This window comes from Sorangium sp. So ce693 (genome assembly GCF_051521375.1).
Taxonomy (GTDB): domain Bacteria; phylum Myxococcota_A; class Polyangia; order Polyangiales; family Polyangiaceae; genus Sorangium; species Sorangium atrum.
On the sequence record NZ_CP150347.1, the window covers coordinates 10,059,537 to 10,082,146 of the forward strand.

13 protein-coding genes are annotated in these 22,610 nt (G+C 69.1%); 4 read left to right on the top strand and 9 right to left on the bottom strand.

Features of this window, described 5'->3' with window-relative positions; genetic code table 11:
* Window positions 1-76: 76 nt before the first annotated feature.
* Entirely contained in the window at window positions 77-547 is a 471-nt protein-coding gene (locus tag WMF14_RS37630) for a hypothetical protein (RefSeq protein WP_437794227.1), read from the bottom strand.
* Window positions 548-552: 5 nt separating this feature from the next.
* Window positions 553-11,133: a SpvB/TcaC N-terminal domain-containing protein gene (locus tag WMF14_RS37635; RefSeq protein WP_437794230.1), complete on the bottom strand. Its 10,581-nt coding sequence runs from the start codon at window positions 11,131-11,133 to the stop codon at window positions 553-555.
* A 374-nt stretch (window positions 11,134-11,507) separates the two neighbouring features.
* Here WMF14_RS37635 and WMF14_RS37640 point away from each other — a divergent pair, with 374 nt between their 5' ends.
* Together WMF14_RS37640 and WMF14_RS37645 are read left to right on the top strand one after the other, a co-directional pair.
* Window positions 11,508-12,320 (top strand): hypothetical protein, encoded by an 813-nt coding sequence (locus WMF14_RS37640; protein ID WP_437794233.1) that lies wholly within the window; start codon window positions 11,508-11,510, stop codon window positions 12,318-12,320.
* 747 nt (window positions 12,321-13,067) lie between these two features.
* The gene (locus WMF14_RS37645) at window positions 13,068-13,493 is read left to right on the top strand and encodes a hypothetical protein (RefSeq protein WP_437794236.1); all 426 of its coding nucleotides are present in this window, start codon (window positions 13,068-13,070) and stop codon (window positions 13,491-13,493) included.
* 182 nt (window positions 13,494-13,675) lie between these two features.
* Here WMF14_RS37645 and WMF14_RS37650 read toward each other — a convergent pair whose 3' ends face one another.
* The gene (locus tag WMF14_RS37650; protein ID WP_437794238.1) at window positions 13,676-13,843 is read right to left on the bottom strand and encodes a hypothetical protein; all 168 of its coding nucleotides are present in this window, start codon (window positions 13,841-13,843) and stop codon (window positions 13,676-13,678) included.
* Window positions 13,844-14,199: 356 nt separating this feature from the next.
* Between WMF14_RS37650 and WMF14_RS37655 the strand changes: the two genes are divergently transcribed.
* Complete coding sequence (locus WMF14_RS37655) at window positions 14,200-15,327, top strand: IS1 family transposase (protein WP_437794240.1); 1,128 nt, start codon at window positions 14,200-14,202, stop codon at window positions 15,325-15,327.
* A 104-nt stretch (window positions 15,328-15,431) separates the two neighbouring features.
* Here WMF14_RS37655 and WMF14_RS37660 read toward each other — a convergent pair whose 3' ends face one another.
* The 4 genes from WMF14_RS37660 to WMF14_RS37675 form a co-directional block, all read right to left on the bottom strand.
* Window positions 15,432-15,608 carry a hypothetical protein gene (locus WMF14_RS37660; RefSeq protein ID WP_437794241.1) on the bottom strand — a complete coding sequence of 59 codons (177 nt, stop codon included), beginning with the start codon at window positions 15,606-15,608 and terminating at the stop codon, window positions 15,432-15,434.
* A 196-nt stretch (window positions 15,609-15,804) separates the two neighbouring features.
* Complete coding sequence (locus WMF14_RS37665) at window positions 15,805-16,647, bottom strand: hypothetical protein (RefSeq protein ID WP_437794244.1); 843 nt, start codon at window positions 16,645-16,647, stop codon at window positions 15,805-15,807.
* A 459-nt stretch (window positions 16,648-17,106) separates the two neighbouring features.
* Window positions 17,107-17,667, bottom strand: a complete 561-nt coding sequence (locus WMF14_RS37670; RefSeq protein ID WP_437794247.1) for an RNA polymerase sigma factor — start codon at window positions 17,665-17,667, stop codon at window positions 17,107-17,109.
* Window positions 17,664-17,987 carry a transcriptional regulator gene (locus WMF14_RS37675; protein ID WP_437794249.1) on the bottom strand — a complete coding sequence of 108 codons (324 nt, stop codon included), beginning with the start codon at window positions 17,985-17,987 and terminating at the stop codon, window positions 17,664-17,666. Before WMF14_RS37675 ends, WMF14_RS37670 begins: the two co-directional genes overlap by 4 nt.
* Before the next feature lie 439 nt (window positions 17,988-18,426).
* Here WMF14_RS37675 and WMF14_RS37680 point away from each other — a divergent pair, with 439 nt between their 5' ends.
* On the top strand, window positions 18,427-20,121 hold the full coding sequence (locus WMF14_RS37680; protein ID WP_437794251.1) for an adenylate/guanylate cyclase domain-containing protein: 1,695 nt from the start codon (window positions 18,427-18,429) through the stop codon (window positions 20,119-20,121).
* 107 nt (window positions 20,122-20,228) lie between these two features.
* On the opposite strand, the gene WMF14_RS37685 is transcribed toward WMF14_RS37680, so the two are convergent.
* On the bottom strand, window positions 20,229-21,038 hold the full coding sequence (locus WMF14_RS37685) for a class I SAM-dependent methyltransferase (RefSeq protein ID WP_437794253.1): 810 nt from the start codon (window positions 21,036-21,038) through the stop codon (window positions 20,229-20,231).
* A gap of 583 nt (window positions 21,039-21,621) precedes the next feature.
* Entirely contained in the window at window positions 21,622-22,605 is a 984-nt protein-coding gene (locus WMF14_RS37690; protein WP_272104289.1) for a phosphotransferase enzyme family protein, read from the bottom strand.
* Between the last annotated feature and the right edge of the window lie 5 nt (window positions 22,606-22,610).

Genomic DNA, 22,610 nt, shown 5'->3' on the forward strand with positions numbered 1-22,610 from the left:
ACCCATGAAATTCTTGGGACTACCTAATCGGATGCATCAGGCGGTGCCCCTCACCGGCGCCCGACCCCCTGCCGGGTTAGGGAGCGGATTTCAAAAGCGCGTCTACCCGCTCCTCTTCACCGAGCAATCTAAGAACATCGCGAGCGGCCTCTCTTTCACCGTGCATGGCTTCGTCGATGAGAATCCATAGCCCCTCCCGTGCCGCGCGGTGACATCGTTCAACGATGTCACCCGGAGTGAAGCTCGAGGATGACGCATACCCCCCGAGAATCTGAAACAGAAGATCGAGCACCGCTATCCTCACGAATCGTGGGCGCAGATCTACGAGACAGGCAACCAGCACGGAGGTACACGCCTCCGCGATCTCATACAACTCGCCCTGAATGACAACGTGATTCTCTATCCCCCAGTAAGCCTTCGTAGACTCCTCAGGGCCCTTTGCGTTCAGTAGACCAAGCAACGCATCTCTCACCCTTTCTCCGGTCCCCTCCGCCTCATGAACGCTAGTCCAGTCAATGGCCCCAATGAGACGCTCCGCGACGTTCATATTTTTCATTTGGAACCCGACGTGCCGCCAGGAGCTCGCAGCGTCCCCGGAACGAATCTCTCAGGCGGAAACTTCTGTTGACACGAATTACACACAGGGATCTCCGTCCACTCTAGCTTCCCTGTCGATTGATTCCTCCGCCAGCCATTCACCTCGGTCATTGTTCCCCCTGGGAGCTTCCGGTCGGCATCAACCTCCGCATGAACACGGGGACCAGATCGTCCTACCTCCACTTTCCCGTCACGTGCAATTCCCACGTATGCGGCGCTGCTTCGATCAGGTCTTCCGTCTGGGAGTCGCCCAGCCGCATCGCGAGCGGCACGAGCCTGGTCGATCCCTGCAGCTTCTTTAGATGGTGCTGCCTGCTTCACAGGCGCCTTCGCCGCCTGCGCCCCCTGTGGCGGCTTCGCCGGCGGCGCCGGCTGCGGGCCTTTCGCCGGCTGCGCGGCCGGCCGCGGTTGCGCCGGCGCGGCTGCTGGCTGCGCCGGCGGCCGAGCAGCCTGCTGCTGCTGCATGACGAACCTGAACAGCAGCCGGCGCATGCCGTCCCCGATACCGCGAGACGTGCGACCCGCCGCCGCAGCGCCAGCGTTCATCCGCTGCAGCATCTGCTCCTGGTGGAACTTGCCGCCCTCCGGCCCGTTGAAGCAGCTCGGGTTCCGGCAACCATTGGCCCCGGGAGGGAAGTTCCGGCTCGCCCCTTGCGTCTGCCGCCCATCCGGGTCGACGAGGTTCACCGGGTTGTTCAGCGTATAGCTGTACAGCCCGAGGTTCCCCGGGTTGAACACCCCTCCGCTCGTCCCCCCCTCCATGTACTCGTCCAGGATCGGATCCGGGCTCAGCCACACGCTGATCCGTGGGTCGTAGTACCGCGCCCCGAAGTAGTAGAGCCCCGTCGCCTGGTCGAGCTCCTTCCCGGTGAACACGTACGCCCGCCTGAGCTCGTACCGCGAATCCGACGCGTCGATCCACAGCTCCCCGCTCGGGAAGTACTCGTCCCGCTGCGTCAGCGTCTGCTCGTTGTTCGACGCGAAGCTCGTGCTGCCCAGGTGGTCCGGGTGGTAGTACAGCGTCGGCGGGTCACGGAACCAGTCCGGATCCATCTTGCTCGCGATCCGCGTCTGCCCCGCATAGATGTGCTTCGTCACGAACCGCCCATCGCGCAGCGTCAGGTGCTGGTCGTGGTACGCCGTCTCCTCCTCGCCGCTCACGTGGTGCAGGTGCACCCGCCGCTCGCCGTCGCCGTCGTACAGCATCCGCGACAGCACCTGACCGTTCTGGCTCACCCGCGTGACCCGGTTCTCCTCGTTCCAGTCCGTCGTCCGCGTGTCCGAGCCACGGTACGTCCAGCCGGTCTGGTTGCCGCTCGCGTCATACCGCATCTCCCGCGGCCACGGCATCGACTCCGCCACGAGGTGCTCCTCGATGCGCTTCGGCGCGTGCGGCTGCGGGCCCGGGTACTGGTACTCCGACCGGTACGTCTGCTCCCGGATCGCGTGGTCCTCCCGCCATCCGTCGCACCCAGCCGGAACCGGCGTGGGGCACGTCTGCGGCACGTACCGGTAGCTCGCCTGGTCCTTGCTCAGGATATTGCCAATCTCGTCGTACGAGAACGACAGCCGGTACCGGTACTGCCAGTCTCTCCGGTCCTGGTACGTCCCGCTCGCCGAGAGCAGCTGATACAGATCATCGTACCCGTACTCCTGCGTCGTCGGCCCCACCAGGACCGAGCCCGGCATCGACTGGTCGTACGGCACGTCGTTCCGCACGCGCTCCAGGTTGCCCGCCGCATCATAAACATACCGCATCCGCTGGAACGCCCTCGCCGGCTGCCCGCGCTCCACGAGGTACCGATCGCGGTGGTCCGCGTTGATCTCCTGAAGCCGCCGCGACTTCTCGTAATACCGATACGACGTCGCGATCCCGTTGCCGTGCACCACCCTCACCCGCTGCTCGAACTCGTCGTACCCGATGTGCTGCAGGTACTGCGTCACCGCAGGCTCGTCCGGGTGCTGCGGGTTGATCTGCGTGTTCGTTCCCACCGCCGACCGGACCAGGCCACCTCGGTCGTAGCCGTACGTCACCACCTCCGCCCCGGAGCCAGGGAACGTCATCGACAGCAGCCGCCCGAACCCGTCGAAGTCGTACTCCATCGTCGCCTGGTACGGCCCCCGGTGCGGCTCCCGCAGCCGGGGGAACTCCGTCGTCAGCTTCGCCACGTTCCCCAGCCGGTCATACCAGAACGTCCTCTTCCCCGCCTCGCTCTGCTCCTCCACCAGCCGCCCGGCCCGGTTGCCGTTCGCGTCGCCCGCCTCGCCCGGCGCGCCGTACACATACGTCACGTCCGTCGAGTCCGGGTAGTCCACCCGCCTGAGCCGGTTGAAGTCGTACTCGTACCGGATCAGCTTGCCCGCGCCCTCCGCCAAGAGCTTCGCCGTCTGCCGCGCCCCGACGTTGCCCGACCGGTCGTAACGCCACTCCGTACGCCCCATGTCCGGGCTCGTCAGCGTCACCATCCGCCCCAGCGTGTCGTACGCCGCGGTCGTCACGTTCCCGCGTGCGTCCGTCACCCGCACGAGCTCGTCGACCGCGCTGTACCCGTACCGCGTCATCAGCGTCGTCCACGCCTCCGACCCGCGCACCCGATTGCGCTCCTCGACCGCCACGATCGCGTTGTCCACGTCCTGGTACGCCTTGCGCACCTTCCCCTTCGGGTCGACCTCCGTCGCCACGAACATCGCCGCGCCATCGAGCTCCTCGATATCGTAGCTCGTCGTGGTCACCGCCTCGCCGGTCTCGGCCCCCTCGTCCGGCTCCCTCCGCTCGACGACACGCGAGAGCACGTCGTACTCGAACGTCGTCGGGTGCTTCAGCGCCACGTCCACGAACGCCGTGGCCTCGCCCGTCGCGAACACCGGCTGCCCCTGCTGCCAGACACGCCCCCGCTCGTCCAGCACCACCCGGCCGCTCACGCTCATGCCCACGACCGGGGCCGCCCCCGTCCCTGGATCCTTCTCCAGATCCTTCTTCGTCTGGATCACCCGATCCAGCCCGTCGATGAACGTCACCGTGTCGATCGGATCCCCCGGGTGCTGCACATCCTTGTGCCGCGTCCGCGCCCACGCCGGCAGGGCGACGCTCTCCCCCGGCTGGAGCGCATACTCGAACGCGATCGTCGCCTCCGCCGCCGCCGGCGGGTCGTCCGGACCGAACACGGCCCGCAGCCGCCCGAACGCGTCGAAGTCGTAGTGGACCTCATGGCCATTGACGTCCCGCACCGCGCTGACCGCGCCGTAACGGTAGTCCGACGACGTCTCCGAGAAGTATCCGAACGAGTCGTCCACCCGGGAGAGGTACGTCTCCGCGACATCGTCGTACTCGTACGTCAGCGTGAAGCCCCGCGGCTCGATCGCCTGCTCCAGGTTTCCGTACGCGTCGTGCGAGAACTCCCATGTTGGATTCGTCGATGGGTCTCCCGTGTATGGCGCCCCCGTCGCAGGATCCTTGCCGCCGATCACCGTGCTCGTGATCCACTCGACCGCCCCGGTCGCCTCGTCATACCCGGCGGTGCGCTCCCGCAGCAGCCTCCCCGCGCTGTCGCGCACCTCGACGCTATCCGCCCGCACGACGTGGGGCCCGTCGTACGTCACGTGATGGATCGTGGTCGTGACGTCGTCCTCCAGCGTGCCTGGCTCGCCGTGCTCGATCACCCCGATGAGGTTGCCGCGGTCGTCCCAGTCACGCTCCTCGCTCGTTTGCTTGCCGGGCGCGCTCGGGTCCGTCGTCTTGCCCTCGTACCACGACATCGTCCGCAGCTCTTCCCCGGGGAAGAACGAGCCCGTCAGCGCCGGCTGCGCCCCGGGCGCGCGGTACGCCACCTGCTGCCGGCTGAACAGCCGCCCCTCGCCGTCCTGCTCGATCACCTCGGCCACGAGCCCGCGCCGGTAATAGTCCTGGTTGTGGTAGCGCGTCACGATCTGCGACCCGTCCTCGCGCGTCGCCGTCACCTGCGCGAACCCGTAGTCCTCGCGCTCCGCACGGTCGTAAAACCCGCTCTGGTGGTAATCGAACGTGTGCACGTAGGCGGGCGTGCCCATGCCGTCCTCCACCTCCACCCGCGACAGCACCCACTTGCTGCCGGGCATGTCCACGCTCAGCTCGTCCGGCCCGCTCGCATAGGCCACCTTGTTGCCCTCACGGGCATAATCCAGCCGGATGCTGCCGCCGAGCGGACGCACCACGCGCGAGAGCCGGTTGGTCTTGCCCGTCAGGTTCAGCCGCGCCCGCAGCGCCGTGTCGCTCTCGCGCAGCATCCCCTCGCTCAGCTTCAACACGTGATCCGCCGTCCCGTCGCCGTCCAGGTCCTCCCATCCGAGCTCGCTCCGCCCGTCGCTCAACCCGAGCTGCGCGGCGATCTCGAGCACGATGCACACGTACGGCGTCGTGATCTTGATCGGCACGCCATATCCCGCGTTGAACGCCGTCGTCTCCGAGAACGACAGCGCGTCGTTGCTGCCGTTGATCTCCTTCGTGTACTCCTTCTCCAGCACCACCCCCCACGGCAGCCCGCCGCTCACCGCCGGCGCGCTCCACCTCTCCTCCGGTCCGAAGCCGTGGCCAAGGTTGAGTCGGACCCGGTAATAGCCCTGCCCAGGCTGCTTGATCACCCGGTCGGGCAGCCTGTCGCCGTTCAGGTCCACGAAGTCGGCGAGCGTCCGGCTCACCGTGTGCGCGATGCCGCCGCCGATCCCCGCATAACCCACCTGCAGGCTGTTCGTCGTGTTGTCCTGCACCCGCACCGACGAGAGCTGCTCCGGAGACCAGACCCGGCTCAGCGCGGTCAGCGGATCCCCTTCGACCTCCGGCAGCGGCTCGAACGGATCGCCGCTCCGATCGAGCGCCGCCCAGGGGCGCTCGTCCCCGAAGCGGTAGCCGAGGTTCAGCTGCACATGGAGCACGCCGCCCGCGCTCCTCACCTTGTCCGGAAGCCCGTCGCCGTTCACGTCGAGCAAGTCGTGCGTCGTCTGCGACGTGCCCCAGCTCTTGCCGAGAGAGGGCAGCACGCTGAGCACCTCCTTGGTCTCGGCGCTCGCCTCGACCTTCTCCGCGACCGCGGACGCCGCGGATCCGAAGCCGAACCCGAACCGCGCGCTCATGGTCTCGATGACCCGGAAGTCCCCCGGCCCCTCGATGGTCAGGGCGCCATACTGCCCCGGCTGCTGCCCGTCGCACCGGCCGCCGCCGCACGTCTGGATGCGCACGCCGCCCTGCGTGACGGCATCGGGCCGCCCATCGCCGTTGACGTCGACGAGCTCCAGCTTCGACTCGGTGGTCCCGGTCGTCACCTGGAACGACCCGATGAGCGCGACGTCCACCGAGGCCGAGCCGTTGTGGCTCTTCCTCAGCCCGGGGACGTTGGCCACGTCCTCCGGCCGGACGCCGCCGACGCGCGATGGCTTGAGCTCCCCGGCCCGGATGTACATGTCCGCGCCCGAGCCACGGAACACCGGGCCGCTGACGCTGCCCACGAGAGGAAACCCGGCGTCCCCCGGCGCCCAGCCCGCATGGTACCCCTCCCAGTGCGGCTCGACGCGCGTGAAGTAAGGCGGCCTGTTCCCCTCCGGCCTCCGGCGGAGCTGGTTCTCGTCGAACGGGTACTCCGTCGTCCACTCGCCATAGCTGAAGCCGCGGAACCCGCCCACCATGCGGGCTTCCAGCTTCCCATCCGGGATCGCTCGAGCGTTCACGGCGGGCACGTCCAGCACCGTCCCCGTCTCGTTGAACACGAGCTGCGGCAGCCACGACACCGACGCTCCGGGATCCGACAGCGATGTGTCCATGTCCGCTGCGCTCTCGAAGAACCTCGTGAAGGCGAGCTCCTCGCCCTCCGTCACCGGGAACACCACCGGATCGCCCGGGCCAGGCACGCTCCTGGCCGGGGAGATCGCCTCCGCTCCGAGCAGCTCCCGGAACAGCCGCTCGCTCCCGCGATCCACCCGCAGGGTCACCGGCCCCTGCGTCGCTCGCTTGGAGGCGGAGCCGAGCAGGCTGACCGGCCCGCTCTCAGGCATGACCACCCGCGACAGCGAAAGCGCCGTCCCGCCGGTCGTGCTGTCGCTCAGCTGCACGGGCGCCACGATCGACTCCTCGGGCACCGAGATCGGCCCGCGGTCGCCGGGCAACGCGTCGAGCCCGCAAACCCTCTTTCCGGACGGACCACCGGACCTGGGCGCGCACTCGCCTACCGTGCGGCAGGTCCCCGGATCCGCGTCGTGGCCGCACACCTCGGTGTACCGGGCAAACCCCTGGTACTGCACGCGCGACGGGTCGACAACGTTCTCGCCGAGCTCGGCGTACAGGAACAGGAGATCGCCCTGGAGCACGGACACCGGCCACGCGATCTCGGTGCCGAGCTGCGCGCCCGACACCCTGGTCCGATGGAGCTCGATGCTCTGCCCCGAGTCGACGTCCTGGCGCAAGAGCCGCACATCGAACGCATCGTCCGCGTCGGTCCGGATGAAGCTCGCCTGCACGGTGACCTGCCCGTCTGCCCCCGCGGCCCAGCCCGGCACGCTCCGGTCGAGCACGGAGAAGTCGTCCGCGAAGGTGAAGGTGAAGACCGGACGCCCGAGCGCGTTGACGCGCGTCCTCTCGCCCGGAAGCAGCGGTATGCAGAGCTCCGACGAGCAGAGCTCCGTATAGCGGATGCGCGGGTTCCAGCGCGTGATGTCGCCCTCGATGTCCTCCTCCGGGTCCACCCGGAAAAAGAGCGCGTCGGTCCGACGGACCTGGAGGTGGATGCCGCTCCCGCAACCCGCCTGGCCCTCGGGGACACACGCAGGATCGCTCGGCCCGATGTCCCTTTGCCACAGCAGCTGGTGCTCGCGGTGCGCCCTGTCATTCGCCCGCGGCGCCAACGTCGTCTTCGTGATCGACGCCGTCACCCCGTCTCCCGCGCCGCCCCCGGCCAGCGACACGCCGCCGTCGATGATGACGACACCGTCGTACGGCGGCGCCCATTTCACCAGCGGGCTGGTCCGGTAGAACGCATTGCGGAGGGCCTCGACCTGCTCGCCATCGCTGAAATCCTCGTCGATCGTGAACCCGGCGCCGCGGGCGCCCGGCCCCAGCCGCGCGTTGTTCGGGTTCAGGGTCGCCCCGCCCCCATCGAGCAGCTCGGGGAAGCCATCCCCGTTGATGTCGAGCAGCAGGCTCTGCGCGGTCGCGGTGCTCCAGGAGCGGTTGATGCCAGCACCTCCGAGCTCCTGGAACCAGTGAACCGCCCCCTGCAGGCCGGCCGTAATCTGGTGCGTGCTGCCCACGCTCTCCGGCGAGAACGCGTTTCCGCTCGACCGATCCGGGAGCGAGTTCAGCCAGACGCCGTTGCTGCCCACGAAATCCGGGAGCCCGTCGCCGTTGATGTCCGTGAACGCGACGTCCTCGTCGTCCGCCCCGAACGAGACGGAGACCCCCAGCCCGACGTGCGGATCACACACCGTCGGCCCCACGCCGACGAACGCGCTGAGCCCCCCTTCGACCGAGCTCGTGGCCCCGAGGCCGTCGCGCCCTTCCGCAGGGCGGCTCCACTCCGTCGGCGCCGAGAACACCTGGAGCTCGCCGTCCTCTTGCTGGAGGCCGAAGTACTCGAAGCCGTGCTCGTAGAGCGGCTCCTCACCGCCGTTTCCGTGGACAGCGATGCTCTTCAGCAGCGACTTGTGATGGTGCCGCGGGTCCGGCGTGTCGTAGGCGAAACGATAGCTCCGGATGATCTCCTCGGCGTCGGGCGCCTGGCCCATGGTCACGTCGATGCGCGTGAGCCTCCGCGTCATCCGCACCTCGAAGCCAGCGCGCGCCGAGCTGACGACGTCTCTCCGCTGCGCTCCGTCGTCCACGGAGAAGACCACGTGATAGTGCGCTCCAGGGAAGCCGCTCTCGTGCTCCGTGTAGTCGATCCGCCGCGGATAGAGCTGCACCCAGTCTTCACCCTCGGGCGCGTCCTTGAAATACGAGATCCGCATCCGGTTGCCGAACGTGTCTTCCACCCGCTCCAGGTTCCAGCGGAAGATCCCGACCTCGCCGGACCGGTCCGCAAGGCGCGCGTCCGCGCTCTCGCCGTAGGTATACCGGGTGCCGTCCTTGTCGGTGACCACCCAATGAAAGCTCCCGGGATCGGCCCCGAGGCGCTCGATGCGATCGAAGGCGCCCTCGACGCGCCGCTCGTACCGGCCCGGCTGACCGGGGATAGCCCGCAGCATCTTGCCGTCGAGCGTGTAGAGCTCGTCGCCCGAGTACCGCGGCACGCCGAACCGCGTGTCGATCTCGATCGCCGAGACGCGCAGATCCCACCCCACGCCGAGCCAGCCATTGCCCAGCTCGCTCTCGTACGTGACCGCCAGATCCGGCGCGATGCCGTGCCGGCCCGGCGGCACCTCGATCGGGAACGACAGCTGCGCCGTGCCCCGGCCGTTCGCCTCCGGCGGCTCGATGAACGACACGCCCGCGGACGGACTCGCGAGCTGGATCCCCTTCATCGCGTTGGGATCGAACGACTGCGCCCCCGGCTGGTCCGGCATGGAGATCGCCGCGTTGACGAAATCGGTGAAGTGATCCGTCAAGCTCGTGAGCTCCCGGGCCCCGCCCTCCTCGACGCGCCCGAGCTTCGTCCATCGCTGGACCGCCTCGTCGAAGTAGAAGCCGAAGATCTCCCTGGCCCTGGCGCCGCTCGGGATCGCCGCGGCGTCGACAGGCATCGTCAGCTTCACCGGCTTCTTGAACTTGAGCCCGTGCGGCCCGAAGCGGAACGCGCGCCCCTCGGGCGTCACATTGCGCATCGCGCGGCCCATCGGCTGCACCTGGACGGGCATCAGCGGGCGGATCGTGATGCGCGTCGTCTCTTCCAGCGCGTCAGGCGGGATATCGAGCGTGGCGCCCGCGAACGAGAGCACCGCGCCCTTGTCCGGGCTCACCACCGCGCCATAGGGCGCGCCGTGGTCCACGACGAGCCCGCTCGGAGCGGCGCCCGCGGCGCACGGACCGAGCTCTAGCTCTCGACCGAGGCGCGTGCCGTCCTCGAGCCGCGCCTCGAGGCGCGCCGTCCACGTCCGGTGACTCGCCCCCTCGGGCTCCGAGAGCGTGAGCTCGAAGCTGCCGTCGTCGCCCAGCGCCACCGGCTCCGCGCCGGCGAACAGCCGTGCTCGCGACGCGTCCTCGCCGGCCAGCTCGAGGAACCCGCGCACATGGGCTCTTCCCTCGGCGCACTCGCCGTGCAGCGGCGTGCTCAGCGCGATCCTGCGCGCACGGGAGGGGACAGGGCTCGCCACCACGGCGACGTCCGACACCTCGGCGTGGCTCCCCTTAGCCCGCGCGATCTGCATGGAGGCCGCCCCCGGCCAGATCGCTGACTCCGGAAGATCGAACCGGTGCCAGCCCGGCGGCAGGTCCTTCAGGTCGAAGCGCAACCCCTTCGCTCCTTCGCTGGGCGCGATCTGGAGCTCTCCTGCGCCCGCGCTGGTCAGCTGGAAGAGGAGCGCGTGCGGCGCCACGCGGGCGCCGAAATCGACGCTCAGCGCCTCCGTGCGACGCGCGCGCTCGCCGCCGGCCAGCAGGGCGCGCGCCTCGGCAGCGGAACGCGCCTCGACCACACCGGCGTGCGGGATCCCGACCACCCGGAGAGCGCTCACGGTGAATCCGTGCTCGTGCTCGGCGGAAGGCCGGAACCGCACCACGTTATCGCCGCGCCTCAGCCATGCGGGCGCGATCTCCTCGACTTGCAGGCCTCCGGTCGCGGGCGCTGCCGCCAGAGAGCCGCCGCGCGGCGCCGTGCCGTTGATCTGCCGGCTCACGCTCGACCAGTGCCCGCGGCCCTCCAGCTGGTAGACGAGGAACGCGCGTGCGAGCGCCCGTGGATCGGTGTCCACGTGGAGCGACAACGATTGCTCTCCGCCCGTGCGCGTCACGGTCGCCCGCTCGGACGTCGCAGCGAACTGGTAAGCCCCGGCGAGCCGCCCCGCGAGCACGCGATCGGCGAGCTCCACCTCCGAGAGGCCGCGCGTGGGCGCGCCGGCGGTCCAGAACAGGATCTCCTGCGGCCCGCGCTCGCCCGAAGGAAGCCACTCGATGACGACGTGCTGGGCCGTGACCGCCATGGGAAAACGCGTCCAGCGCTCGCCCGTGTCGTGGAGCGGCATGTCGACGAGGCCGGAGACGGCCTGAAGCTCGGCGCCGTCCTCCGCACGGACCGTGAGCGCGCCCTCGCTGCGCCCGTACAGCGAGAGCGCCTCGAGCGCGGTGGGCTGCGGAAACGAGACCCGGATCCGCACCTTCTCCCCGGTCTCGCTGCGAAGCCCCGTATCGCCGCGGCCGTCGAACAGCACCCACGGGTCCGCCCCCGGGCCGGCGCCGGCGGCGCGAACGTCCGCTGGCAAGGCGACCATCGGGACCACGGCGAGGCCGTCGGGGCCGCCGGCGGGGTCTCCCGCGCTCGCGAGCAAGGCGGCGTCCCCGGCGAGCGCCGCCGCGGGCTCGGCGCCGCCGCGAGCCCCGGTGAGCCGCGCGCGCAGGGGATCGCCTATCCGGCGCAACGTCAACGCTCGAGCCCACGCGCCGAGGGGCGCGCTCACCACCATGAGCAAGAGAACGCAACCCGCGCACCGCCGCCACACCCGTCTCATCCACCCGGACGTCATCGCTTGCCTCCGCGGCCGCGAAGGGAGCAAACGACATCGCAAATAGCAATTACAAGCGATAACAGGCGGGGCGGTCTCACCGCAAAAAGCGCCGGATCCGGCTGGGTTCCAGCACGATTTCAGCGCATCCGCGGACGCTCCGTCTCCGAGCCATCCAATTCGGACTACCGGATGCCGAGAAGTTCATTATCCTGTCACGCTCAAGCAACATCCTTGGCTCGCCCTCTCGGCCGCCCGTGCGGCGTGCGGGGTGGCCGATCACGCCGTTCACGGAGGTGACCTTGCGCAATCTCACGATAGGGGACCTGAAGCTCGCGCTGCGCGATCTCTTGACCGACAAGGCCGATGAGCTGCGCCTGTCGGCGACAGGCAAGCTGTATGAGCCGCGGCTCAGGGCGAAGCAGAAGGAGATCGACGCGATCCCCGACGCCGCGGGCACGCAGTCGCCGCTGGCCAGGGAGCTCGCCGAGGCGGACGCCCGGCATGACGGCCTCGGGGCCGCCGTCTTCTTCTTGTGCAAGGCCGTCGAGGCGCACCCCGCCTTGCCGGCGGCGCTCAAGGAAGCGGCGGCGACAGCGCAGCAGACGTTCGTCCCGAAGCTCGACGTGCTCCGCGCCCCGTACGCGGACGAGGCGTCAGCGGCGCTCGACAACCGGCCCGAGCTGACCCGGCTCAAGGCGGAGCTGAAGGCCGCCGCGACCCCCGGCGGAGGGACCCTGCACGACTGGGTGAAGGCGTTCGTCGCCGCCGGAGACGACATCGACGGCCTGCTGCGCAGGCGCGCCACGCTCCTCGCGACGGGCGAGAACGCCGCGGCCACCGGCCCGCTCCGCGGCGCCGCCGTCGGGCTGCTCGGGCGGTTCCGGGAGGCGCTCCGGGACGAGATCCAGGAAGAGGGCAGCAAGCTGCCGGCCGACCACGAGGCGCGGCTGTTCGCCTACGTCGACAAGCTCAACGCCGATCGCGAGCGGGTCGGGCGCGGGCGCGCGGCGCCCGAGCAGGCCCCGCCCACGCCCCCCAGCCCGCCGACGGTGCCCGGCGCGTCAGCGCCGACCGCGCCGGAGGTGAGCGCCGATCCCGAGCTGTAGCCGGACCGCTCGCGGCGACATGCCGGGGGCGTGAGCGGCGAGGCACCTACCCATGTCCGATATCCCCGGGGGCCTGCTCGGCGAGGCACCGGCCCATGTCCGACATCCCCGGGGGTGTGAGCGGCGAGGCACCGGCCCATGTCCGACATCCCCGGGGGTGTGAGCGGCGAGGCACCTACCCATGTCCGACATCCCCGGGGGCCTGCTCGGCGAGGCACCCGCCCATGTCCGACATCCCCGGGCGCATCAGCCAGCGGTGGTGCCCTAATTAGGGCAGACGGGTCGATCGCGCCCCGGTTTTCATGGCCCCACTCGACTCCGGTTTCCCACGTCGCGACCGCAGCCCTCGCTGTAGGCGAATGTGACCCATGGACCACAGGCGACGACGCGCGCACCAGCGGCACCAACGTAGCATGACCACACACACGACAGGCGAGCCGCATTCTTCTTGACGACCGTCTACGCGTGCATATACTTTGAGGTTGCCAGAAAATCACCCTCTGGGGGTTGCGCCTCGCCGGCGGCGAGCTAGGCTTCACCTCGGATGCAGCGTGGCACGGGTCCTGCGCTAGGACCTCGTGAGCGGTTGCTGCGCTCGCAACGCGCTCGCGTGTTGCACTGGGCCGTGGTCTCACGCTGAGCCGCGCCCGAGTGCGCGGACTCGTGCGCGTTGGTCACCGTGAGCTCGGCTTGATCTAGGTCAGGAATGAAGATGTGTGCCATTGTGGAGCCATGACGGAGGTGTGCATGCTGGATATCGAGACGCTTACACATGTGATGAAGGGGTTCGATATGCGCGTCGCCATGGACGCCAGGGACTACTCGTTGGCCGCGGAGGTGCTCCATCGTGTCGCCGAGGCTGCCTTCGCCAGCACGACGGCCCGCGGAAACGGTGGTGTGACGCTCTCGTTCGGGTACGAACATGACAATTCGCACGGGAATCATAGGTTGCCGTGCGCTGCGTTTCGCCTCCAGGACGGTAACGACGTGCGGTGGGCGATCATGTCCATCGGGCGCGTGGCATCGGAGTCGAGCCGGCGTGACCCAGAGAATGAATGGTGCATCAATTTTGCTTTCAATAGCGTGGTTTACGTGCCGAAGCTTATCGCCGACGGCGTCGTCCAAGCGCTCGCTGAGCGACTGGCACCCTTCGTGAGCAAGACACCCTCCTGATGTGGAGATGGCAGGTTAGTTCAACTCGACCGGCTCCTCCTCGTCCTGCCGGTTGATCCGGTGCGTGAGCCACGCGCGCGACGACGCGTCCACCTCACCGTCTCACCCAGGCACCCGCCGTTCACCGAGGGGCGCCGCTGGGATGCGGCGAGGCGGGCATCGTACAGCTTGGGGGGCGGGCTTTATGCCGACTCCTTCGGGCGCTTGAAGATGTACTGGATTTTGTTGCCCCTGTCCCTCTCCGAGATCAGCTCCCAACCCTCCCTCCCGCGCTCGTTGAGCCACTCCATGCGCTCGTCGTCGTTCGTCATGGAGCCGATGCTGTCGAGCAGATACTCCCACGTCTTCATGTCACCTCCGGACGCTTCGCTCTCTTTGCCATCGCGTTCCCCCCGTTCTCCAGGATGAGCCGTACGCGCATGCGGCGACCCTACCACGGGCTCAGTGCGCTCCGACGACGCTCGCGCGCCATCACGCGAAAGACCCTTCAAACAGGCTGCAAACGCGCACACGGGCTAGGACATGCGTTGTCCCATCGGAGCCGATAGGCCGGGAAACATGGGCTTTCGATGCTACCTTGGTGGGACAGGCAAAGCGCCCCGCCTCGGCTGGTACCCGAGACGGGGCTGCGGAACGCCGGATGGTGGCCCACCCGTCGCACGACGCACTGCGATCATGGGCTCGCGTCCGGAGAGGTGCAAGGCCCATGGCGAACGTGCTCCCGGCGGAGCGGCGGCTAGAGGTGCTCGCCGCGCTCGTGAACGGCACTAGCATCCGCGCCGCGTCGCGCATGACCGGCGTCCATCAGGACACCATCGGCCGCTTCGGTCAGGCGATCGGTGAAGGCTGCGCGCGGCTCCATGACCGGCTGGTGCGCGATCTGACGTGCCCGCTGGTAGACCTCGACGAGATGCACTCGTGGTGCGGGCGCCGGCAGGTCCACGTCGACCCCGCGCAGCACGACGCAGCGACCAGCGGGGAGCAGTGGATCTGGGCCGCCATCTGTCGCACCAGCAAGCTCGTCATCGCGTGGCACGTCGGGAAGCGGGACCAGGAGAGCGCCGATGCTCTCGTCGAAGACGTGCGCGCGCGGCTCACGGTCATGCCGCAGATCACCACCGACGGGCTCGGCCTCTACGCGCAGCCGATCGCGGCGAACTTCGGGCGCGCCGCGCCGTACATGCAGACCGTCAAGAACTTCACGGCGCGCCCGGGCAAGCCGGGGACGTCGGAGAAGTTCGCGGTCGAGCGCGGCGTCGACTTCATCCAGAAGCGCGCCGTGTTCGGGACGCCGGACCCTGCGAAGGCGACCAACTACGCCATAGAACGGGCGAATCTAACGGCGCGGCAGTGGAACGCGCGGCTCCGGCGCCGCACCTTGGCGTTCTCCAAGAAGCTCTCGCGGCACCGCGCCGCGATCGCGCTGCACTACACGTACGTGAACCTCTGCCACCTCCCGCGGAACATGCGGGGCACCCCGGCGATGGCGGCGGGCATCACAGACACCGTGTGGTCGTTGCAGGAGCTCATGGACGCGGCGCTGGCCGAGCCCGCGGGCAAGAAGCCGGAGCCGCAGCCGCTCGCCATCCCGAAGCCGGAGGGCGCAGCGAGGGAGCTCCCCGCTGGCCGCGGTTGGCTGCGGGTGCTCCCGGGCGGCTCCGCTCCATCAGCGCCGACCGCTCCGCAGTCGCCGCCCGTGGTGCCAGTAGCGGCGTCGCCGGAGCCGGAACCCCCGCCGTCACAGCCGCCGCCTGAGCGCCGCAGGATGGTGCAGCTGAGCTTGTTCGGTGAGCGAGAGTCGCCGATCGGAGGCGATGATGGCGGGATTCAATGAATCCCGCCCCGCTGATGAGCTTGCCACTGGTGGGCCATGGCCAGTGCCGACCCACGCACCGGGGAGCGAAGGCTTAGCACCTTCGCTCCCCGGGCGGTCGCTCGCTACTCGTTCTGCCGCCGGATCCTGCGCGGCGCAGGCGGCGGCTTCGGGCGGAACTGCTTCCGGTTGGGCTCCCTGCGCATCAGCGGCGCGGGCGGGAGCGGGTCGACGTTCTGCGAGTCAGGAGCATCATCCTGACCCGCGGCCCACACGAATGTCCGGAGAATCGGGCTACGCACGGCGTACGCCTCCATGAAGACCCCACCGGCACCTGTCCGGCGAGGCCGTTACGCGCTTGCGTGCTGCGCGGCGAGGGCGTATCTTTCCGTGTGGAAAGGGTGCGCCTGTGCCCTCCAGCGTGACGCCTGCAAGCTTGGGCATCACGCCGCGCCTCGGAGTCTCTGACCTCTCCGAGGCGTTCCGCTTTCTTGGGCCCTAGTGCGGCGTGATCACCTCCCATTTCTCGTCCTCCTCGCGACGCCGCACGAGCCCCTTCTTGTCGCGGAGGTAGTACAGGATGTTGCGGACGGTCTTCCTCGCCTCTCCGTGGGCTGAGCCGAGGATCTCGGTCGCGAGTTCGTCGAGCCCGCTCGGACCGGCCGCGAGACGCTTCAGTAGCTGCGCAACGATCGGCTCTGAGTACGAGTCACCGGTGGGAGCGCTCTTCCTCTCTGGCGCCTTCTCGACGTTCATGTCGGTGACCTTCGTCGTGCCGCGGTTCTTCAGTGCGTAGCGGAAGCTGCCTCGCTCTCCACGCCGGACGAGATCCCCATCCTCCTTGTGGTACTCCCGCGTGAGCCACTGGATGACGTTGCGCCGGTCGGTCTTCGGGCTAACGCGCAGAACCCCCTCCGCGATCTCCGGTGCGCTCATGGCCCTGCCTGCAGCCGCCAGCACGCCACGCGCGAGATCGCCGACATTCTCGCTCCCTGCCGTTTCATCGGCGGGCTCTTCCGTGTGCGTCTCCCAGGGATCGTGGAGCACCGGCGCCGGCCCCTCCGCAACCGTGTGCTGTCTGCGGGTCGGAGCCGCTGCTGTAGCGGGAGTGGGCGCTACATCCGCTTGCTGCGCAGTCGCCGCGGGCGCAGTTGGCTCCTTGGGAAGCGCATCGATCGGCGTCACGGCCGGGATCATGTTGTCGTCGAGGTCGGCCAGCATCTCGATCAGCACCGCTCGGATGTCCTCGGGCTGAAGATGCACGAGATGCCGCCAGGCACTGAGCCGCGCCGAGCGGCGCGCCCGCGTCCGTTCGGCATCTCTGTTGTAATCGACCGCCATGTACATACCGTACTGCGACGTCGCCAACGGCGCAAGCCGAACGAGTTCCGCGAGACTTGCCGCGGCCCTGCATCTGTGTGTAACTAATCGTAATAACTCGATATTTGTCGCCAATTCTCGTGGAGACTGAGAAACTCTGCCCCCAGACAACTCTCCCGGGGACGCGTGCCGCCGGGCCTGGATGCACATCGCGAGCTGTATGTCAACGTCGTTTGTTGCGGCTTGGTCCGGCGTGAGACAGGCGCCGGCCACATCCAGTATGGGCGCCGTTGGCGCCGCTGATGGGCTCGTCCGTCGTCTACTCGCCCTCGGCCATCTGCGCGAGCGCGGCGACCCCGCACAGCAACTCGCCGGGCGTGCGCCTCCGGTACGCCTACTCGTCGCAACGCGCGAAGCGCCGCTCGATGGCGTCGAGGATCTGCAAGGCGCCGCGCGCTTCGGCGACGGCCTCGCGGTCGCCTACCGCCGCCACTTCTTGAGCCGCAGCGCCAACGCCTCGCGGGCGATCCGCAACCGGCTGAGCGCCGTGTGCGGGCTCATGCGGTGCTTCCGCGCGTACGCCGAGACGCCATCGGGGTCGTCCACGGAGAGGAGCGCGTCGACCTGCCAAGGCGGCAGGCTGGCCATCGCGTCCAGCACCTCGCGCGCCTCGATCTGGGCGTGCATGTCGACGCCGACCGGCTCGCGCAGCAACCCGAGCGGCGACGGATGGAGCACGGCGTGACGAACGTACGCGCTGTGGATGTAGTGCGAGGCGAGGCGCCAGGCGATGCCGTGCAGCCACTTCCGGAGCGCGTCGCGCGGCTTGTCCCGCGGGTCAGGCCGGTACATCCCACGGCGGACGGCGTTCCAGGCGTTGAGCAACACCTCGGCCTCCACGTCGCGGCGGTCGCGCTTCGGGATGCCGGCGAGCGTCGCCAGGACGATGCCGCGCTCCGCAAGGATCGCCTCCATCGTCGGCTTCTTCCTGGGATGTCGTGCGGCAGGCGGGCGCTTGGCCTCCTTCCGCGGGCGCTTCACCCGGATCTCCCGCAGGTTGGGCAGCGATGGACCGGAGCAAGGCCACCGAGCAGCTGCTCGACGGTGACGCCCGCTGCCTTCGCAGCGCGGAGCGCGGTCGCGGGCGAGCCGTTGGCCCGTCCGTTCGCGATGCTCTCGATCGCGATGACGGACATGTCCATCACCTCGGCCAAGCAGGACCACGAACCGTACGCCGATCGAAGGCTGCGCAGCGCGGCACGGAGCCGCTTGCGTTGGGTCTGGGTCAGCGAAATACAGGGGGAAACACGGCGGCGGCGCTTGGGCGCACGTTCGCCCTGCCCGCCATCGGGCGGGATCAAGTACAACTGCATCGTCGGACCTCGTTGACGCGGGGTTCGGCCACGCAGCCCGGTCGGTTGGCGCCGACGCGGGCTGCACTTACTTGCGGCCGAACTTAGCCGCTCACGCGAGGTCCGGGGTCAAACTAGGGCAGCGGAAGCCAAACTAGGGCACCACCCAGCCAGCAGGCACCTCCCCCTGTTCGACACACCGCCGGAAGGCCCAGCAGCGCCCGCGCCGGATCCCTGCCGAAATACCCCTTCGCGACGTCGGCTCACTCTGCGCGTTCACGGATGTGCTGACGCGCACCGCTACGTTCATCACCAATGCCCGCTACATCTTGGCCGTCTACACCGAGGCCCTGCTGGTCTCCGTCAAGGAGCGCTCGAACTTCGACGTCAGCTCGACATGTCGAATCGCTGTCCACCGGAAGCCGACTTTGCTTTGATGACGATCTTCATGTTCCGCCTCAGCACCGTTCGCGCCAAGCTCACCGTCCTCGTCGCGCTCTCCTCGCTCGCGACCCTCGCGGCCCTCCCCGTGTTGTCCTGGGTGATGCACCGGCAGCTCCTCGCGCAGATCAGCGAGCGCGTCCCGCAGGCGATCCGCAACTTCCGGCTGGAGCTCAGGCAGCAGCAGCGCGCCATCTCGGCGACCTCACGCCAGGCGTCTCGCACGCGCGAGCTGGTCGAGGGGCTCCGGCTGCGCAGCGAGACGGCCGTGGGGACGGCGCTCGAAGCCGTCATCGCCGCTCACCCCAACGTCGCCATGGTCGCCTTCGATGAGCTCGGTGAGCTGGTCGCGGCGAGGGGGCTCGACGCGCCGCCGCCGAGCACGGAGGAGGTCCCCGGGCTCACCGAGGGCCTCTCGAGCCTCGCCGAGATGGACGACCTGCGGGACGTGCTCGTCCATGGGTGCGATGGACAGCAAGGCTCGCCGCCTGCGTACATGATCGCCCAGCATGCGAGGAGCGACGCCGGATCGCTGCTCGCCTGCATTCCCATCGATCACACCTACTTCGATGAAGTGGCGACGAAGCTCGGCGTGGAGATCGCGCTCGTCGACCCGTCGGGCAAGAGGGTCACGGGCACGGCGCGCTTCCCGACCGAGCTGCTCCAGGGCGCCGCCATCGGCGACGAGACCCACCCCACGATCGTCGAGGAGGCGAGCTCGCTGTGGGCCCTCTCCCGCTTCGCGCCCCGATCGCTCCGGGGCAAGGCCGGCGATTTCTCGATCGTCATGGCGCTCGACGTGAGCGACGTCCGGAACATCGTGCGCCAGAACCTGATGTTCGCGGCCGGCGTGCTCACGGTCGCGGCGCTCTTCTCGCTGCTCCTCGGCGCGCGCCTCGCAAGCACGATGTCGCGCGCGCTCTCCCGCGTGAACGTCGCCCTCAAGCAGCTCGAGCAACAGCGGTACGTCCATGTGGAGGCGGTGAAGACCGGCGACGAGCTGGAGGATCTCGCGACCGGCTTCAACTCGATGGTCGACGGCCTCAAGGAGCGCGACAAGCTCCGCAGCACCTTCGGCAAGTACATGACCGAATCCGTGCTCGAACACCTGCTCTCCGGCAAGGTGCAGCTCGGCGGCGAGACGCTCACCGTCTCGATCCTCTTCTGCGATATCCGGAGCTTCACGACCATCAGCGAGCGGATGAACGCCCATGAGCTCGTGGGGCTCCTCAACGAGTATTTCACCGAGATGGTGGCCATCATCCTCGACGAGGGCGGGGTCGTCGACAAGTACATCGGCGACGCGATCATGGCGGTGTTCGGCGCGCCCGTCCCCAGGTCGAACGACGCCGTGCGCGCCGTGCGCGCGGCCGTCCGCATGCGCGCCGCGCTCGAGCACTTCAACGAGCGACTCACCAGGCGGGGAATCCCGGCGCTGAAGACCGGTGTCGGGATCCACACCGGCGAGGTCGTCGCGGGCAACATCGGCAGTGAAGCGCGGATGGAATACACAGTCATCGGCGACGCCGTGAACCTCGCCTCGCGCCTGGAGAGCGCGACCAAGGAGCTCGGCGTGAGCGTGCTCCTCAGCGAGGACACTCACCTCCTCGTGAAGGACGTCTTCAACACACGCCCCGTCAGCGAGATCACGGTCAAGGGCCGAGTGCAGCCGGTGATGACCTACGCGGTGGCGGATCGCTGACGAGCGCAAAGGGGCGCAGGGGGCGTGCACGAGGCGCACGTCGTGCATTGTTCGCGGCGACCCGCCGGGGGCCGCCGCCAGGACCACGAGCAAGCGGCTCCGCCGGGTCAGTCGGCCAGCACGTCGCGCGGGCGGCGGGCGATCAGCGCGTGCCCCTCCAGGACCTCGCGAACGTTGCCGTCCGCGCCGGCGTACTTCGCGATGGCTTTGCGGACGTCGACGGCCAGGTCCTCCTCGCGCGACCCCGGCCGGCCGTGCCATGTGGCCGCGAACGACAGGGCGCGGTCGACGAAGCGCTCCACGGGCGTCTCCCGCTGCTCGAGGACGGAGATGCGCTCGAGATGGCTGAAGGCCGAGTCGAGCAGCACGGCTTCGTTCTTCGCGGACTCGCGGATCTGCGGGCGCGCTGGGTCATCGGTCGAGTACTGGTCGATGAGCGCCTGGAACTCCTTGTGCCACGCGTTCGCCGGGACCTCGGGGTAGCTCTCTCCGAACAGCGCCACCGCCCCGCCTCGCTCGAGCAGCGCGTCCAGCGACTTGATGGTCTCGACGCGATCCATCCAGTGGAAGGCGCGACCGATGGTGACGAGCTTGAAACGGCCGAGGTGGGGTCCGAGCTCGTACGAGCTGCCGTGAACGAACCGGATCGACACGTCCGCTCGGGCGGCGTTCTCCTTGGCCGCAGAGAGCATCTCGGGCGATGGGTCGACCGCGGTCACCGGCCCGGCGAGCGGCGCGAAGTCGATCGCGAGGAACCCCGGGCCGGTCCCGAGATCGAGCACGCTGGCGCCCCGATCGAGCCCGACCAGCTGGGCCACCCGGCGGCTGAGGAGCTTCGGATAGGAAGGGCGGCCAGTCGTGTAGTACCGCGAAGCGGTCTTGAAGCGTTCCGGGTAGAAGAGTTTGCGTTCTGACATGGCGATGGCACCTCTCCTGGCCTCTGGCCAGCGTCGCGGGCAGCGAGCCCGGGCCGCCGACGCTGCTCCTCTGCGAGCACAAGGCCAGCAGCCGAGCGCGCCGGCAGCGCTGATGCGCGGCAGCGGATGGCGCAGGCACAGGACGTACCAGCGGCGAAAGCCGCGCGCTCGCCAGCGCCGCGGCGCGACGCTGCTGCCTCCGGAGCAGCGCTTCAGCAACGCAGCCGGCCTGGAGCGGGGGGCCGGAAGTCCTCGCACTTCCGCCGTCATGGGTGTGACACGACATTCCCGCGGCGTGCTCAGCGGGTGGTGGTCCTTAACGTGGTCGTGGTCGTTAACGTGAACGTGAACGTGGTCCTTAACGTGGTCGTGGTCGTTAACGTGAACGTGGTCGTGGTCGTGGTCGTTAACGGCTCAGTCGTGAACGTGAACGTCGACCGGAAGTCGACCAAAGATTCGGCAGAACGTTCACGTCCACGGTCGTGTCGTCGACGACCACGACCACGACCACGTTCACGACCACGACCACGTTCACGTTCACGTTCACGACCACGACCACGTTAGTGGCCGCGAACAGGTCCGTTCAGCCCCCCGCGAGCAGCCGCGCAATCTCCCCGCGCTGGCGCCGCGCCGAGCGCGCCAGGGAGAGCTGCCCGGCCGCCCGGTACAGGTTGTGCGCGACCCGCGTCGGGAAGCGCGACGGGTCCCAGCCGAAGTACCGGTCCTCGAACGCATCCCGGCAGAAGCGCGCCGCGAGCTCCAGCGCGATCCGCTCCGCCGCGTCCACGAGCGCCTCCTGCTCCTCCGCGCCGAACGGCCTCGCCTCGCGGTAGCCAGCGACCGCGGCGGCGAAGACCTCGAGATCGAAGCGCGTCTCGGTCGAGTCCTCCCCGACCGGATTGCACCACGACCGCCACGCGTCGCCGAGCTCCACGTCGATCGACTGGAGCGCCAGCGTGTCGAGGTCCAGCAGGCAGATCCCCTCCCCCGCCTCGGAGAAGCGCAGGTTCGAGATCTTGAGGTCGCCGTGGCAGTGCCGGACCGGCAGGTCGAGCCGCCCCCGCCACGTGCGAAACGCGTCGAGAATGGCGTCCGCCAGGCGCCGCCCCTCCCCGCCCGTGGCCGCGCCGTCCAGCCGCTCCATGTGGAGCGCCGTGTCGTGCGCGCCCGCGCGGACGTGGCGGTACACGTGCTCGAGATCGTCCACCGCCCGGTGGAACCGGGCCGCAAGCTCCCCCGCGGCGCGCGCCAGCCCAGGAGAGCCGACCCGGTGGTGCGTCCGGCCAGGGACGAAGTCCATCACCCGCCACACCGCGCCCTCCGCGTCGCGCGCGCACAGGGCGCCGTCGCCCGCGCGCAGCAGCCGCGGCGTCGCGAGGCCGCGGGCGGCCAGGTGAGCCGTCACCGCCTCGATGTCGTCGTGGACCTCCGGGGCGAAGATGGGGCTCACCCGCTGGACCACGTACCGCGGAGGGTCGCCCGCCAGCCAGGTGCCGTTGATGAGGCCCTCGTCCTCGCAGCGGCGCACGGAGAGGCCGCTCAGGGGCGCCCACACGTCCGGGATCATCGGCC

Excerpts from the sequence above, each read along its gene's own strand:
- WMF14_RS37630 (WP_437794227.1), bottom strand. The coding sequence starts at position 547 with ATGAACGTCGCGGAGCGTCTCATTGGGGCCATTGACTGGACTAGCGTT.
- WMF14_RS37645 (WP_437794236.1), top strand. The coding sequence starts at position 13,068 with ATGCTGGATATCGAGACGCTTACACATGTGATGAAGGGGTTCGATATG.
- WMF14_RS37650 (WP_437794238.1), bottom strand. The coding sequence starts at position 13,843 with ATGAAGACGTGGGAGTATCTGCTCGACAGCATCGGCTCCATGACGAAC.
- WMF14_RS37655 (WP_437794240.1), top strand. The coding sequence starts at position 14,200 with ATGGCGAACGTGCTCCCGGCGGAGCGGCGGCTAGAGGTGCTCGCCGCG.
- WMF14_RS37665 (WP_437794244.1), bottom strand. The coding sequence starts at position 16,647 with ATGGCGGTCGATTACAACAGAGATGCCGAACGGACGCGGGCGCGCCGC.
- WMF14_RS37680 (WP_437794251.1), top strand. The coding sequence starts at position 18,427 with ATGTTCCGCCTCAGCACCGTTCGCGCCAAGCTCACCGTCCTCGTCGCG.
- WMF14_RS37685 (WP_437794253.1), bottom strand. The coding sequence starts at position 21,038 with ATGTCAGAACGCAAACTCTTCTACCCGGAACGCTTCAAGACCGCTTCG.
- WMF14_RS37690 (WP_272104289.1), bottom strand. The coding sequence starts at position 22,605 with ATGATCCCGGACGTGTGGGCGCCCCTGAGCGGCCTCTCCGTGCGCCGC.